Annotated in this window: 12 protein-coding genes; 3 read left to right on the forward strand and 9 right to left on the reverse strand. The window is 73.6% G+C overall.

Annotated features, from left to right (window positions below):
- Nucleotides 1-65: 65 nt before the first annotated feature.
- The 5 genes from L1885_RS13060 to L1885_RS13080 form a co-directional block, all read right to left on the reverse strand.
- The gene (locus tag L1885_RS13060) at nucleotides 66-857 is read right to left on the reverse strand and encodes a helix-turn-helix domain-containing protein (RefSeq protein ID WP_235797247.1); all 792 of its coding nucleotides are present in this window, start codon (nucleotides 855-857) and stop codon (nucleotides 66-68) included.
- Between the two features lie 131 nt (nucleotides 858-988).
- Nucleotides 989-1,294 (reverse strand): 4a-hydroxytetrahydrobiopterin dehydratase, encoded by a 306-nt coding sequence (locus L1885_RS13065; protein ID WP_235797248.1) that lies wholly within the window; start codon nucleotides 1,292-1,294, stop codon nucleotides 989-991.
- 143 nt (nucleotides 1,295-1,437) lie between these two features.
- On the reverse strand, nucleotides 1,438-2,223 hold the full coding sequence (locus tag L1885_RS13070) for an aldo/keto reductase (protein ID WP_235797256.1): 786 nt from the start codon (nucleotides 2,221-2,223) through the stop codon (nucleotides 1,438-1,440).
- Nucleotides 2,224-2,406: 183 nt separating this feature from the next.
- Nucleotides 2,407-4,230, reverse strand: a complete 1,824-nt coding sequence (locus L1885_RS13075) for an AMP-dependent synthetase/ligase (RefSeq protein ID WP_235797249.1) — start codon at nucleotides 4,228-4,230, stop codon at nucleotides 2,407-2,409.
- A gap of 204 nt (nucleotides 4,231-4,434) precedes the next feature.
- Nucleotides 4,435-5,934 (reverse strand): MFS transporter, encoded by a 1,500-nt coding sequence (locus tag L1885_RS13080; protein ID WP_235797250.1) that lies wholly within the window; start codon nucleotides 5,932-5,934, stop codon nucleotides 4,435-4,437.
- Between the two features lie 124 nt (nucleotides 5,935-6,058).
- Between L1885_RS13080 and L1885_RS13085 the strand changes: the two genes are divergently transcribed.
- On the forward strand, nucleotides 6,059-7,090 hold the full coding sequence (locus L1885_RS13085) for an Lrp/AsnC family transcriptional regulator (protein WP_235797251.1): 1,032 nt from the start codon (nucleotides 6,059-6,061) through the stop codon (nucleotides 7,088-7,090).
- Between the two features lie 49 nt (nucleotides 7,091-7,139).
- Here L1885_RS13085 and L1885_RS13090 read toward each other — a convergent pair whose 3' ends face one another.
- Nucleotides 7,140-8,030: a LysR substrate-binding domain-containing protein gene (locus tag L1885_RS13090; protein WP_235797257.1), complete on the reverse strand. Its 891-nt coding sequence runs from the start codon at nucleotides 8,028-8,030 to the stop codon at nucleotides 7,140-7,142.
- Nucleotides 8,031-8,339: 309 nt separating this feature from the next.
- On the opposite strand from L1885_RS13090, the gene L1885_RS13095 reads away from it, so the two are divergent.
- Entirely contained in the window at nucleotides 8,340-9,407 is a 1,068-nt protein-coding gene (locus L1885_RS13095; RefSeq protein WP_235797252.1) for a bile acid:sodium symporter family protein, read from the forward strand.
- A 138-nt stretch (nucleotides 9,408-9,545) separates the two neighbouring features.
- Entirely contained in the window at nucleotides 9,546-9,992 is a 447-nt protein-coding gene (locus L1885_RS13100) for an SRPBCC family protein (protein WP_235797258.1), read from the forward strand.
- A gap of 168 nt (nucleotides 9,993-10,160) precedes the next feature.
- On the opposite strand, the gene fdhD is transcribed toward L1885_RS13100, so the two are convergent.
- The 3 genes from fdhD to L1885_RS13115 all read right to left on the reverse strand — a co-directional run.
- Nucleotides 10,161-11,000 (reverse strand): formate dehydrogenase accessory sulfurtransferase FdhD, encoded by an 840-nt coding sequence (gene fdhD / locus L1885_RS13105; RefSeq protein ID WP_235797253.1) that lies wholly within the window; start codon nucleotides 10,998-11,000, stop codon nucleotides 10,161-10,163.
- A gap of 44 nt (nucleotides 11,001-11,044) precedes the next feature.
- The gene (locus L1885_RS13110) at nucleotides 11,045-11,902 is read right to left on the reverse strand and encodes a 2Fe-2S iron-sulfur cluster-binding protein (RefSeq protein WP_235797254.1); all 858 of its coding nucleotides are present in this window, start codon (nucleotides 11,900-11,902) and stop codon (nucleotides 11,045-11,047) included.
- On the reverse strand, nucleotides 11,899-13,193 hold a 1,295-nt coding region (locus tag L1885_RS13115; protein ID WP_235797255.1), incomplete at its 5' end, for a complex I 51 kDa subunit family protein. The genes L1885_RS13110 and L1885_RS13115, both read right to left, overlap by 4 nt.

The raw sequence follows: 13,193 nt of genomic DNA on the forward strand, positions 1-13,193 counted from the left end.
CCGCAGCCGCTCCGGATCGGCCGCGCCCGGCGGCATCGGGCGGGCCCCGCCCGTCGCCGGGCCGCTCACGACGCGTGCGCCGCGAGATGCGCGGCGGTGGCCGGATCGGCCGGCAGGAACGCCTCGATCGCGAGCTCCGCCACGGTGATGTCCGTCGGCGTGTTGAACGTGGAGATGGACGACACGAACGACAGCAGCCGCCCGTCGTGCTCGATCACGAGCGGCAGCGCGAAGCCCGCCGCCGCGCCCGTGCCGGCCGCCGGGTCGTCCCGGGAGAGCGCCACGGGATAGGCGGCGACCTCGTCGTACAGGGCCCGCAGCGCGGGGGAGCGGGTCAGCGCCAGCTGGCGCTCCAGCTGCTCCAGGAGGTGGCCCCGCCACTGCGGGAGGTTGCGGATGCGCGGCGCCAGCCCGCCCGGGTGCAGCGCGAGGCGCATCGTGTTCACCGGCGGCACGAGCAACTCGGGCTCCACGCCCTGCGCCAGGAGGGTGATGCCCCGGTTGGCCGCCACCATCGTGTACGTGCCGTCCACGACCACGGCGGGGTAGGGCTCGTAGGCGCTCAGCAGCCGGCCGAGGCCCTCGCGCAGCGCGCCGAGCGCGGGGTCGTCCAGCGTCCTCTCGGTGTAGCGCGGGGCGTAACCCGCCGCGAGCAGCAGGGCGTTGCGCTCGCGCACCGGCACGTCCAGGTGCTCCGCGAGCCGCAGCACCATCTCCTCGCTGGGCCGGGCCCTGCCGGTCTCCACGAAGCTGATGTGCCGGGCCGACGACCGCGCACGCAGCGCCAGCTCCAGCTGGCTCACCCGGCGCCGGCGCCGCCAGTCGCGCAGCAGCGTCCCGACACCGGGGCCGCGCACGGGCTGGGGTGTGCGCGCGGTCCCGCCTGCGCTGCCCGCGGCCGCCGCACCGCCCGTCTGCTCCCGTCCCCGCGCCGGCGGCACGGCGGGTCGCCGCTGCCGCGCGGCGCCGCCGCGGGTCGCCGCGCCGGTCACTCGGCCGCGTGGCCGGCGGCCGCCGCCTCGACCCGGCGGGCCAGCTCCAGGTCCTTCTCCGTGATGCCGCCGTCCGCGTCGTGGGTGTTCACGTTCAGCGAGACGGTGTTGTAGCCGAGGGTGAGCTGCGAGTGGTGGTTCAGCTCCTCCTGGATCTGCGCGACGTGCACGACCATCGCGGTGGCCGCGAAGTGCGAGGCGAGCCGGTACGAACGGGTGATGCCGTCCTCGGCAAGAGACCAGCCGGGCAGCTCCCGCAGCCGCTCCCGCACGGTGTCGCGTGCCAGTGCCTCCGCCGCCATGGCGGTCTCCCTTCGTCCGCGGTCGGGCCGCCGCCGCCCAGCCTACGCGCCGGGCACGCGGCGGGCCCGTCCTGGCGGCGCGGGGCGCCCCGGGACAGGCCCGTACGGTGGTGAGGCCCGGCGCGGCGGACCCGCGACGGTGCTCAGCGCACCTCGGCGGGGTGGCCGCCCAGGCGGCGGTCCTCGTCCAGCGCCGCGAAGGCGGCCAGGTCGTCGTCGTCCAGCTCGAAGCCGAAGACCTCGATGTTCTCCTTGATGCGCGAGGGCGTCGAGGACTTCGGGATGACCACGTTGCCCAGCTGGAGGTGCCAGCGCAGCACGACCTGCGCGGGGGTGCGCCCGTGCTTGTGCGCGATGGCGCCGACCGTCGGGACCTCCAGCAGGCCCTTGCCCTGGCCCAGCGGCGACCAGGCCTCGGTCACGATGCCGCGGCTCGCGTGCACCGCACGCGCCTGTGCCTGCTGGAACTGCGGGTGCAGCTCGATCTGGTTGACCGCGGGCACCACGCTGGACTCGGCGGCCAGCACGTCCAGGTGCTCGGGCAGGAAGTTCGACACGCCGATGGAGCGGGCGCGCCCGTCCGCCAGGATCTTCTCGAACGCCTTGTACGTCTCCGCGTACAGGCCCCTCGACGGGGAGGGCCAGTGGATCAGGTAGAGGTCGACGTAGTCGAGGCCGAGGCGCTCGAGCGAGGCGTCGAACGCCCGCAGCGTCGAGTCGTGGCCCTGCTCGCTGTTGCGCAGCTTCGTGGTGACGAACAGCTCGTCACGGGGGAGGCCCGAGGACGCGATGGCCCTGCCCGTGCCCTTCTCGTTGGCGTACGCGGACGCCGTGTCGATGCTGCGGTAGCCCGCATCGAGGGCGGTGGCGACCGCGCCGACGACCTCGTCGTCCGGGATCTGCCAGACGCCGAAGCCGAGCTGCGGCATCTCGATGCCGTTGTTGAGTGTGAGGGAGGGGACCTTGCTGCTCACGCGGTGATGATCCTTTTCAGTCCGGAGTCTTGTCGTGCCCGTGCGGACGTGCGCACGGACCCGGGGCACACGTGTCCCGCGTTGCCCAACGATCACGCGCCGAAACGGAATTCCCGCTCGTGGCGGATGTGTCCGACCTCACCGGTACAGCGCCTCGACCTCGGCCGTGTAGGCGGCCTCGATCGCCTTCCTCTTCAATTTGAGGGAGGGCGTGAGCAGTCCGTGCTCCTCGCTGAACGGATGGGCCAGGATGCGGAACGTGCGGATCGACTCGGCCTGCGAGACCGCCGTGTTGGCGGCGACGACGGCGCGCCGGATCTCCGTCTCCAGGTCCGCGTCGCGCACCAGCGCCGTCGGCCCGAGCGCCGGCTTGCCCTGCACGGAGAGCCAGTGTTCGACGGAGTCCTGGTCGAGGGTCACCAGCGCCGCCACGTACGGTCTGTCGTTGCCCACGACGATGCACTGGCCCACCAGCGGGTGCGCCCGCACCCGCTCCTCCAGCGCGTTGGGGGAGACGCTCTTGCCGCCCGAGGTGACCAGGATCTCCTTCTTGCGCCCCGTGATGGTGAGGTAGCCGTCGTCGTCCAGCGAGCCGAGGTCGCCGGTGGCCAGCCAGCCGTCGTGCAGCGTCGCGTCGGTGTTCTTCTTGTCGCCGAGGTAGCCGGTGAAGACGTTGGGACCCTTCAGCCAGACCTCGCCGTCGTGCGCGATGTGCACGGTCATGCCGGGGATGGGGATGCCGACCGTGCCGTACCGGGTGCGCTCGGGCGGGTTGGCCGTGGCGGCCGCGGAGGTCTCCGTCAGGCCGTAGCCCTCGTACACCGTGACCCCGGCGCCCGCGAAGAACAGCCCGAGCCTGCGGTCCATCCCGGAGCCGCCGGACATGGCGTGCCGTACCCGGCCGCCCATCGCCGTGCGTATCTTGCCGTAGACGGCCTTGTCGAAGAACTGGTGCTGCAGCCGCAGCGCGGCGGACGGGCCCGGGCCGGTGCCGAACGCCTTGTGTTCCAGCGCCTCCGCGTACCGCACGGCCACGTCCACCGCCTTGTCGAACGGGCCGGTCTTCCCGTCCCGCTCCGCCTTGCGCCGCGCTGCCCCGTAGACCTTCTCGAAGATGTACGGCACCGCCAGGATGAACGAGGGGCGGAACGCGACGAGGTCCGGCAGCAGGGCGCTCGCCCGCATCTCGGGCTGGTGGCCCAGCTTCACCCCGCCGATCACCGCCGCGACCTCCACCATGCGGCCGAACACGTGGCTGAGCGGCAGGAACAGGAGCGTGGACGCCTGGTCGCCCGGCTTCGAGTGGAAGACGCGCTCGTAGCGCTCGACCATCGTCTGCGTCTCGTACAGGAAGCCGCCGTGGGTCAGGACGCAGCCCTTGGGGCGGCCGGTGGTGCCGGAGGTGTAGATGACGGTGGCGCACTCGTCCGGTGTGACGGCCCGGCGGTGCCGCTCGACGACGTCGTCGCCGATGTGCGCGCCCGCGGTGCGCAGGTGGTCCATCGCGCCCGCGTCGAGCTGCCACATCTGCTTGAGCTCGGGCAGCCGGTCGATGACCGAGCCGATGGTCATGGCGTGGTCCTCGTGCTCCACGAGGCAGGCGGTGGCCTCCGAGTCGTAGAGCATCCACAGCACCTGCTCCGCGGAGGAGGTGGGGTACATCGGGACCGACTGCGCGCCGATCGTCCACAGCGCGAAGTCGACGATGGTCCACTCGTAGCGGGTGCGGCACATGATGCCCACCCGGTCGCCGAAGCGCACCCCGTCGGCGAGCAGGCCCTTGGCGACGGCCACCACCTCGTCGCGGAACTCCGCCGAGGTGACGTCGCGCCAGGTCCCCGACTCGTCCTTGCGGCCGAGGGCGACATGGTCCGGATTGTCGCGGGCATGATCAAATACCACGTCGGCGAGGCCACCCGAGGTGGCGACCGGAACGAGGGGAGGAACGGTGAACTCGCGCAATGACTTGCTCCTTGTCGCGCTCCGCACAGCGCCGCGACGCTACCCCACCGCACAGGCCCAAAACGGGCTTCCGGACGGCCGGAACGGGCGAAACCGCCGCAGTTGAGCGGCCGAAAATCGCCCATTCCGGCAGCGCCCGGACAGACTTCCGACGGAAGGGTGGGAGCCGCGCGAGGGAATCTCCACCGAATCCGTACGCGTCGCTTACGACACCGCGGCGGCCTTCTCGCCCTCCCGCACGGTGGGCGCGGCGGTGTGTCCGGGAGTACGTACCCAGATCAGCACCGCCGCACCCGCGACCACCGCGAGCCCGCCGGCGATCATCATCGCGGTGTCGAGACCCGAGGCGAACGCCGCCCGCAGCGCGTGCCCGGGCACGCTCCCGCGCAGCGCCGCCGCGCCCCCGCCGGCGAGCGCCCGCGCGGCCGCGTCCGGGTCCGGCGCGGTGCCGTGCAGCGAGGACGCGATGCGCGACGTCACGACCGTGCCGAACACCGCGATGCCCAGCGCGTACCCGAGCTGGCGGAACGTGTTCAGCGCGCCGCCCGCCATGCCGGCCTCGTGCCGCGGGACGGACGCGAGCGCCGCCCCCGACAGCGCCGGCGACACCAGGCCCACACCGATCCCGGTGACCACCAGCCCGGCCGTCAGCGCCGGCCACGAGGATCCGGCCCCCAGCACCGCCTGCGCGAACTCGCCCGCGCCCACCAGCATCGTGCCGACACCGACCGGCACCCGGGCGGGCACACCGTGCAGCAGCCGCCCGCTGATCGCCGACACGAGGAACGAGGACGCCGCCAGCGGCAGCAGGGCCAGGCCGCCCGTGATCGGGCTCATGCCGAGCAGGGTCTGCAGCCACACCGACACGTACGCGAGGATCGTGAACGAGGAGGCGCTGAAGACCAGCGCCGTGCCCATCACGGTCACGAACGACGCCCGGCGGAACAGCGCCAGGTCCACCAGCGGCTGCGCCACCCGCCGCTCCACCAGCACGAACGCCGCCAGCGCGAGCACCGCGACCGCGGCCGTCACACCGGTCGCCGCCGAGAGCCAGCCGTCGCTGCCCGCCCGCACGCTGCCGTACGTCACCGACGCCGCGAACAGCGCGAAGCAGGCGGTGCCGGCCCAGTCCACCCGCCGGGTGCGGTCGCGGCCCGCCTCGCGCACCACCCGCAGCGTCAGCCAGATCGCCGCGACGCTCACCGGCAGGTTGATGAAGAAGATCCACCGCCAGCCGAGCCCTTGCGTCAGCACGCCCCCCAGCACCGGGCCGGCCGCCGCGGCCGCGCCGTTGACCGCGCCCCACACGCCGAGCGCCACGGACCTGTCCCTGCCCTGGTACGCGGCCGCGAGCAGCGACAGCGTCGTCGCGAACATCGCCGCGGCGCCGAGCCCCTGCACCGCGCGCAGCGCGATCAGCTCCGGCGCGCTCGTCGCGAGCCCGCAGCCCAGCGACGCGAGCGCGAACAGCACGGTGCCCGCCGCGTATATCCGGCGTCCGCCCAGCACGTCGGCCGCCGCGCCCGCCGCGAGCAGCAGGGCCGCGAGCACCAGCGCGTAGACGTCCATCACCCACTGCAGGTCGCTCAGCGACGCGCCCAGCCCGCCCGCCATCGCGGGCAGCGCGACGACGACGATCGACACGTCGACGAGCAGCATGAACGTGCCGAGGCAGACCGCGACCAGCGGCCCCCACTTCCCCATGAGAGTCCCTCCGAACCCGTGTTCCCGACGGTGGTTCCCGTCGGCCCTACGATCGGTGCCGGAGCGCGGATCGCCGGGGTTGCGGGCGCTCCGGCGCGGACATTCGACATCCGGGGGCCGCACGATGACGGAAAACCACACCTTCGACGAACTGGACTTCCAGCTCCTGCACGCCCTCCAGGTCGACGGACGCGCCTCCTTCAGCCGCCTCGCCCAGGTGCTGTGCGTCTCCGACCAGACGATCGCCCGCCGCTTCCGCCGGCTCAGCTCGGACATGCAGTTGCGGATCGTGGGCGTACGCGACGCCCAGCTCCTCGGCCACGACACGTGGATGCTCCGGCTGCGGGTGCGCCCCGACGGGGCCGACGCGGTGGCCCGGGCCCTGGCCCGCCGCGACGACACCAGCTGGATCGGCCTCACCTCGGCCGGCACCGAGATCGTCTGCTCGATCTCCTTCTCCCGCGCCGGGGACCACGAGGAGCTGGTGCTCGGCAGGCTGCCCCGCACGCCGAGCATCGCCGACATCCGCGCCCACCAGGTGCTGCACCGCTTCTTCGGCGGGCCGAGCGGATGGTTCGGGAAGGAGACGGCGCTGGAGGCCGAACGGGTGGCGGCGCTGACACCCGCGTGGGCCCGGTACGCCGGGGCGGCCCCGGCCCCGGCCCCGGCTGCGGTCCCGCGGCGCGAGGCGCCGGACGCGGCCGACGAGGCCGTCCTGCGGGCCCTCGAACGCGACGGCCGGGCGCCGCTCGCGGAACTGGCCAGGGTCGCGGGCGTCTCCGAGTCCGCCGCCCGCCGCAGACTGGAGCGGCTGCTGGGCTCCGGCAGCGTCTACATCGACGCGGAGTACTCGCCCGCCGCGATCGGCTTCACCACGCGCGCCCTGCTGTGGCTCGGCGTCGAGCCGCGCTCACTGGACGGCGTGGGGCGGGCCCTGTCCGCGCAGCCCGAGACCGCCGCCGTGTTCGCGACGACCGGTCCGAGCAACCTGGCCGTGGTGATCGTCTGCCGGGACGTCGCCGAGGTCTACCGCTACGTCAGCGGCGCGGTCGGGAGCCTGGACGGCGTCTCGTCCGTCGACGTCTCACCCGTGCTGCGCACCGTCAAGCAGCTCACGTACGACGACGGCGCGGAGCGCCGCCGCCCCGGCGCCTGAGCCGGCGACGGCGGCGCGGCGCCCGCCCGGGAAAGCGGCGCCGGGCCCTTCACCGCACCTCGGCCGCCCGGTGCAGCCGGTCCCCGCCCGTCAGGATCGCCTTGGCGAGCGCGTCCGCGGCGTCCCGCGCGGGCGAGGGCCGGGCGTCACCCGGCCGCAGCAGGACGAAGTCGACCCCGCCGAGCTCGGGCAGGCCGGCGCGCGCGGAGACCGGCGCGAGGCCCGGCGGGATCAGCCCGCGGGTGTGGGCCATCACGCCGAGTCCGGCCCGGGCCGCCGCGATCAGCCCGCTCAGGCTCGAACTCGTGCACGCGACGCGCCAGGCGCGCCCCGCCCCCTCCAGCGCCCCGAGGGCCCGCGCCCTGGTGATCCCGGGCGGCGGGTAGAGGATCAGCGGGACGGGACGCTCCGGGTCGACCCGCAGACGGGGCGCCCCGATCCAGCTCAGGGCCGAGCGCCAGACCAGGTCGCCGTGCGTGTCGCCCGTACGCCGCTTGGCCAGCACCAGGTCCAGGCGGCCGGCGGCCAGCTGCTGGTGCAGGATCCCCGAGAGCTCTACGGTCAGCTCCAGCTCCACCTCCGGGTGGTCCGCACGGAACGCCTCCAGGATCTCCGGGAGCCGGGTCAGCGCGAAGTCCTCGGAGACACCCACCCGAAGCCGCCCGCGCAGCCGCGTGCCCGTGAAGTACGCCGTGGCCCGCTCGTGCGCGGCCAGGATCGTCCCGGCGAAACCGAGCATGGCCTCGCCGTCCTCCGTCAGCTCCACGCTGTGCGTGTCCCGGGTGAACAGCGGCCGGCCCGTCGCGTCCTCCAGACGCCGCACGTGCTGGCTGACCGTCGACTGCCGCAGCCCGAGCCGGCGGGCCGCCTGGGTGAAACTGAGGGTCTGGGCGACGGTCAGGAACGTGCGCAGCTGAGCGGGGTCGTACACGCGGTCCAGGTTAGGGCCTTTCGTTTGGATCGGGTTGGACCATGGGGGTGCCCCCGGCCGGAGGTTGGGGGAGGGGTCCGGTGCCGTGGATCGCAAGGCGGAGGAGGGAGTCATGGCGGAGCCGTGGGGACCGACGACAACGCCGCGAGGTGCGGTGCCGAGGCACGCGAGCCCGACAAGATCCGAACGAGAGGCCCTGGACGGCTTCCCGGCCGGTCATCGCGAAGCGTGATGGCAGTCAGAGCGGTACACCGGATTCCCGATCATGGCCGCGGGGCGGATCATGGGGAGGCGCGAACTGTACCGAGAGTGGAGCACATGAACCGCCGCACGCTGAAGATGCCGTCCTGGCTGCCGATCGACCCGTACATCCTGGCGCTCGTGGGGACGGTGGCCCTGGCGGCGCTGCTCCCCGCCGCGGGCGGCGCGGCCGAGGTGGCGAACGGTTTCTCGACGGGCGCCGTCGCGCTCCTGTTCTTCCTCTACGGGGCGCGCCTTTCGACCCGCGAGGCGCTCGACGGCTTCAAGAACTGGCGGCTGCACCTGACGGTGCTGGCCTGCACGTTCGTCGCCTTTCCGCTGCTGGGCCTCGCCGCCCGCCTCCTCGTCCCGTTCCTGCTCACCCCGCAGCTCTACAACGGCCTGCTGTTCCTGTGCCTCGTGCCGTCGACGATCCAGTCCTCCATCGCCTTCACGTCCATCGCCCGCGGCAACGTCCCCGCCGCGATCGTCGCCGGGTCCTTCTCCAGCCTCGCCGGGATCGTCGTCACGCCGCTGCTCGCGGCCGGCCTGCTCGGCGGCGACTCGGTCGGCTTCTCCGCGCACTCGCTGGTGCAGATCCTCCTCCAGCTGCTCGCGCCGTTCGTCGCGGGACAACTGCTGCGCCGCTGGCTCGCCGGCTTCATGGCCCGGCACAAGACGCTGCTGAAGATCGTCGACCGCGGTTCGATCCTGCTCGTCGTCTACACCGCCTTCAGCGAGGGCATGGTGGCCGGCATCTGGCACCAGGTGACGGTCGTGCGGCTGCTGGAGCTGCTGGCCGTGGAGGCGGTCCTGCTCGCCGTGATGCTGACACTGACCTGGCAGGGGGCCCGCCGCCTCGGCTTCGGCCGCGACGACCGGATCGCGATCCAGTTCGCCGGCTCCAAGAAGAGCCTCACCTCGGGGCTGCCGATGGCGAGCGTCCTGTTCGGGCCGCAGGCGAGCCTCGCCGTGCTGCCGCTGATGCTCTTCCACCAGATGCAGCTGATGGTCTGCGCCGTGATCGCGAAGCGCCGCTCCCGCGACCCCCAGGCGCTCCGGTCCGAGCAGCAGCACTCCCTCCTGGTCGGCGGCTCCCCGGCCCGGGCCGCCGCGGCGGAGGACGCCCCGCACGTGTCCCGCTGAGCGGGCCCGGCGCGGGCGCCCGCCGGGCGCCGGGCGCACCCGGGCCCGCCGGGCACGCGCCGCACTGCGCGCCCGGCGGCCGTGCGTGATGATGGGAGGGGGCGGACAGCCCCTGGGCGCATGAGCACGGGAGGAACCATGGCCGGTCAGTTCGAGGCCACCGTCGACATCGACCGCCCGATCGAGGAGGTCTTCGCCTTCCTCGCGGACGGGGAGAACGATCCCAAGTTCAGTCCGCGCGTCATGGAGATGCAGCGGACGACACCGGGTGCCACGGGCGTGGGCACGGTGTACGCGAGCACCGTCAAGGACTCGGGCATGACGACGCACCGCGTCTTTCGCATCAGCGAGTTCGATCCGCCGCGGCGGATCCGCTGGACGGAGACGTCCAAGAACCTGGTGACCGCCCCCGAGGGCGGCTACGACCTGCAGCCCGCCGGGGACGGCACGACGCATCTGCGCCTCTTCAACAGCCTGGAGGGGCACGGCGTGGGCAAGCTCCTCACCGGGTTCGCGCTGAGCGCGGCCCGCAAGGACGCGGACGCCTTCGCGCACCGCATCAAGGACGCCGTCGAGACGTCCTGACCGTCCCCGTGCCCGCGCGGGCCGCGGCCGGCGCGCCGGGGCGCCCGGGTGTGCCGGGGGAGACGGGCCGCGGGGGCGGGAGCGGAGGCGCGGGAGAGGACGGACCGGCCCGGCCGGCGCAGGGGGCGCTCCCCGCCGGCCGGGCCTCATCCCGTGACGCGGGGCGCGTCACACCCCGGTGTGCAGGGCGATCCGTTCATCGCCCGCGTACACGTTCATGGAGGGGCCGCGCAGGAACCCCACGAGCGTCAGACCGGCCTCCGCCGCCAGGTCCACGGCGAGCGACGACGGCGCCGACACCGCCGCGAGCACCGGGATGCCCGCCATGACGGCCTTCTGCGCCAGCTCGAACGACGCACGGCCCGACACCAGCAGGATCGCCCGGGACAGCGGCAGCGCGTCCTCGCGCAGGGCCCGCCCGACGAGCTTGTCCACGGCGTTGTGCCGGCCCACGTCCTCGCGCACGTCCAGCAGCTCGCCCGACTCGGAGAACAGCGCCGCCGCGTGCAGCCCGCCCGTCCGGTCGAAGACCTGCTGCGCCGCCCGCAGCCGGTCGGGCAGGGCCGAGAGCAGCTCCGGCTCGACGAGCACCGGCGGTGAGTCCGCGATCGGGAAGCGGGCCGTCGTGCGCACGGCGTCCAGGCTGGCCTTGCCGCACAGCCCGCACGACGACGTCGTGTAGACGTTGCGCTCCAGCGTGATGTCCGGCACCGGCACCCCGGGGGCGAGGCGCACGTCGACCACGTTGTACGTGTTCTGGCCGTCGTCCTTGGCGCCCGCGCAGTACACGATCGACTGGACGTCGGCCGCCGACGCCAGCACGCCCTCGCTGACGAGGAACCCGGCGGCCAGCGCGAAGTCGTCGCCGGGGGTGCGCATGGTGATGGCGAGCGGCTTGCCGTTCAGCCGGATCTCCAGCGGCTCCTCGGCGACCAGGGTGTCGGGGCGGGCGCTCACGGCGCCGTCCCGGATGCGTATCGTCCGCCGACGTTCGGTGACCCGTCCCATGTGATCAGTCCTACTCGTATCCGTCCGGCGCCGCCAGACTTCTGTCAGCGCTGCTGCACGTGCTGGAAGCCGAAGCGACCCTTGATGCACAGGTTCCCGTGGGTGACCGGATTGTCGTGCGGGGACGAGACCTTCACGATCTCGTTGTCCTGCACGTGCAGCGTGAGGTTGCACCCGACACCACAGTAGGCGCACACGGTCGTCGTCTCCGTCTGCGCCGACTCGTCCCAGGTACCCGCCGCCCGCATGTCGAACTCGGACTTGAAGCTGAGCGCGCCCGTCGGGCAGACCTCGATGCAGTTGCCGCAGAAGACGCACGCCGAGTCCGTGAGCGGCGCGTCGTGCTCCGTCGAGACCCGGGCGTCGAAGCCGCGCCCGGCGATCGAGATCGCGAACGAGTTCTGCCACTGCTCGCCGCACGCGTCCACGCACTTGTAGCACTGGATGCACTTGTCGTAGTCGCGCACGTACAGGTCGTTGTCGACCTTCGCCTCCTCGTCCAGCCGCGCCGCACCGGGCCCGAACCTGCCCGGGTCGGCCCCGTAGTGCCGCATCCACTCCTCGGCGCGCGGCGTGGTCGACAGGTCAGTGGCGGACGCCAGCAGCTCCAGGACCAGCTTCCTGCTGTGCCGCGTGCGTTCGGTGTCCGTGCTCACCTCCATGCCCGGCTCCGCGCGGCGGGAGCAGGCCGGCGCCAGCGTCCGGGCGCCCTCGACCTCCACCACGCACACGCGGCACGCGTTCTTCGGGGTGAGGGTGTCGCCCTCGCAGAGCGTCGGCACGTCCTTCCCGGCCGCGCGGCACGCGTCCAGCACCGTCGCGCCCTCGGGCACGCGGACCGGCTCACCGTCGAGGGTGAACTCCACGAGCCTGCGGGGCGGTCCGAGCGGTACGGCTGTCATGAGTAGGCCCCCAGACGGTCGATGGCGGATTCCACGGCGTTCCAGGCGGTCTGGCCCAGACCGCAGATCGAGGCGTCCCGCATGGCCCGCCCCACCTCGCGCAGCAGGGCGACGTCGTCCTCGGCCGCCGCGCCCCGGCGGCCGAGGAGCCGGCGCAGCGCCTCCTCCTGGCGGACCGTGCCGATCCGGCAGGGCACGCACTGGCCGCACGACTCGTCGCGGAAGAACTCCGCGATGCGCAGCAGGACCCGCGGCAGCTCCACCGTGTCGTCGAGGACCAGCACGACCCCGGACCCGAGCGTGGTGCCCGCCTCGCGGGTCCCCTCGAACGTCAGCGGGATGTCCCGCTCGTCCGCCCGCACGAAGCCGCCCGCCGCCCCGCCGAGCAGGACGGCCCGGCTGCGTGCCGAGGCGCCTGCCAGGTCGAGCAGTTCGCCGAGCGTCGCGCCGAACGGGAGCTCGTAGACGCCGGGCCGTGCCACGCTGCCGGAGACGCAGAACAGCTTGGGGCCGGTGGAGCGCCCGGTGCCGATCGCCGCGTACGCCTGCGCGCCCTGCTCCAGGATCGGCAGCACGTTGATCAGCGTCTCGACGTTGTTCTCCGCGGTCGGCCTGCCGAACAGGCCCTTCTCCACGGGGAACGGGGGCTTCGAGCGCGGCTCGCCGCGCAGCCCCTCGATGGAGTTGAACAGCGCGGTCTCCTCGCCGCAGATGTACGCGCCCGCGCCGCGCCGGATCTCGATGTCGAACGCGTACCCCTGCCCGAGCACGTCCTCGCCGAGGAAGCCCCGGGTGCGGGCCTGCCCGATCGCGTGCCGCAGCAGGCGCAGCGCGCGCGGGTACTCGCCGCGCAGGTACAGGTAGCCCCGGTGCGCGCCGACCGCGTACCCGGCGATCGTCATCGCCTCGACGAGGGCGTACGGGTCGCCCTCCATGAGCACCCGGTCCTTGAACGTGCCCGGCTCCGACTCGTCGGCGTTGCACACCAGGTAGTGCGTGCGCTCCGGCTGCGAGGCCGTGGACTGCCACTTGCGGCCCGTGGGGAAGGCGGCGCCGCCCCGCCCCACCAGGCCCGACTCGGTGACCTCGCGCACGACGCCGGCCGGCCCCAGGGCGAACGCCCGCCGCAGCGCCTCGTAACCGCCGTGCAGCCGGTAGTCGTCCAGGCTCTCGGGGTCGACCACGCCGACGCGGCGCAGCAGCACGAGGCCGTCCTGCCCGGCCTGCGGCACCGCGGCCCGCGCGGCCGGTTCGCCGGTCGCCGGGTCGTACGCCTGGTACACCGTGATCG

The organism is Streptomyces fuscigenes (assembly GCF_021556455.1).
GTDB lineage: Bacteria > Actinomycetota > Actinomycetes > Streptomycetales > Streptomycetaceae > Streptomyces > Streptomyces fuscigenes.

Bases quoted from the DNA above. Each gene is read 5' to 3' on its own strand.
- L1885_RS13065 (WP_235797248.1), bottom strand. From the start codon at position 1,294: ATGGCGGCGGAGGCACTGGCACGCGACACCGTGCGGGAGCGGCTGCGG.
- L1885_RS13110 (WP_235797254.1), bottom strand. From the start codon at position 11,902: ATGACAGCCGTACCGCTCGGACCGCCCCGCAGGCTCGTGGAGTTCACC.
- L1885_RS13085 (WP_235797251.1), top strand. From the start codon at position 6,059: ATGACGGAAAACCACACCTTCGACGAACTGGACTTCCAGCTCCTGCAC.
- fdhD (WP_235797253.1), bottom strand. From the start codon at position 11,000: ATGGGACGGGTCACCGAACGTCGGCGGACGATACGCATCCGGGACGGC.
- L1885_RS13080 (WP_235797250.1), bottom strand. From the start codon at position 5,934: ATGGGGAAGTGGGGGCCGCTGGTCGCGGTCTGCCTCGGCACGTTCATG.
- L1885_RS13095 (WP_235797252.1), top strand. From the start codon at position 8,340: ATGAACCGCCGCACGCTGAAGATGCCGTCCTGGCTGCCGATCGACCCG.
- L1885_RS13070 (WP_235797256.1), bottom strand. From the start codon at position 2,223: ATGCCGCAGCTCGGCTTCGGCGTCTGGCAGATCCCGGACGACGAGGTC.
- L1885_RS13100 (WP_235797258.1), top strand. From the start codon at position 9,546: ATGGCCGGTCAGTTCGAGGCCACCGTCGACATCGACCGCCCGATCGAG.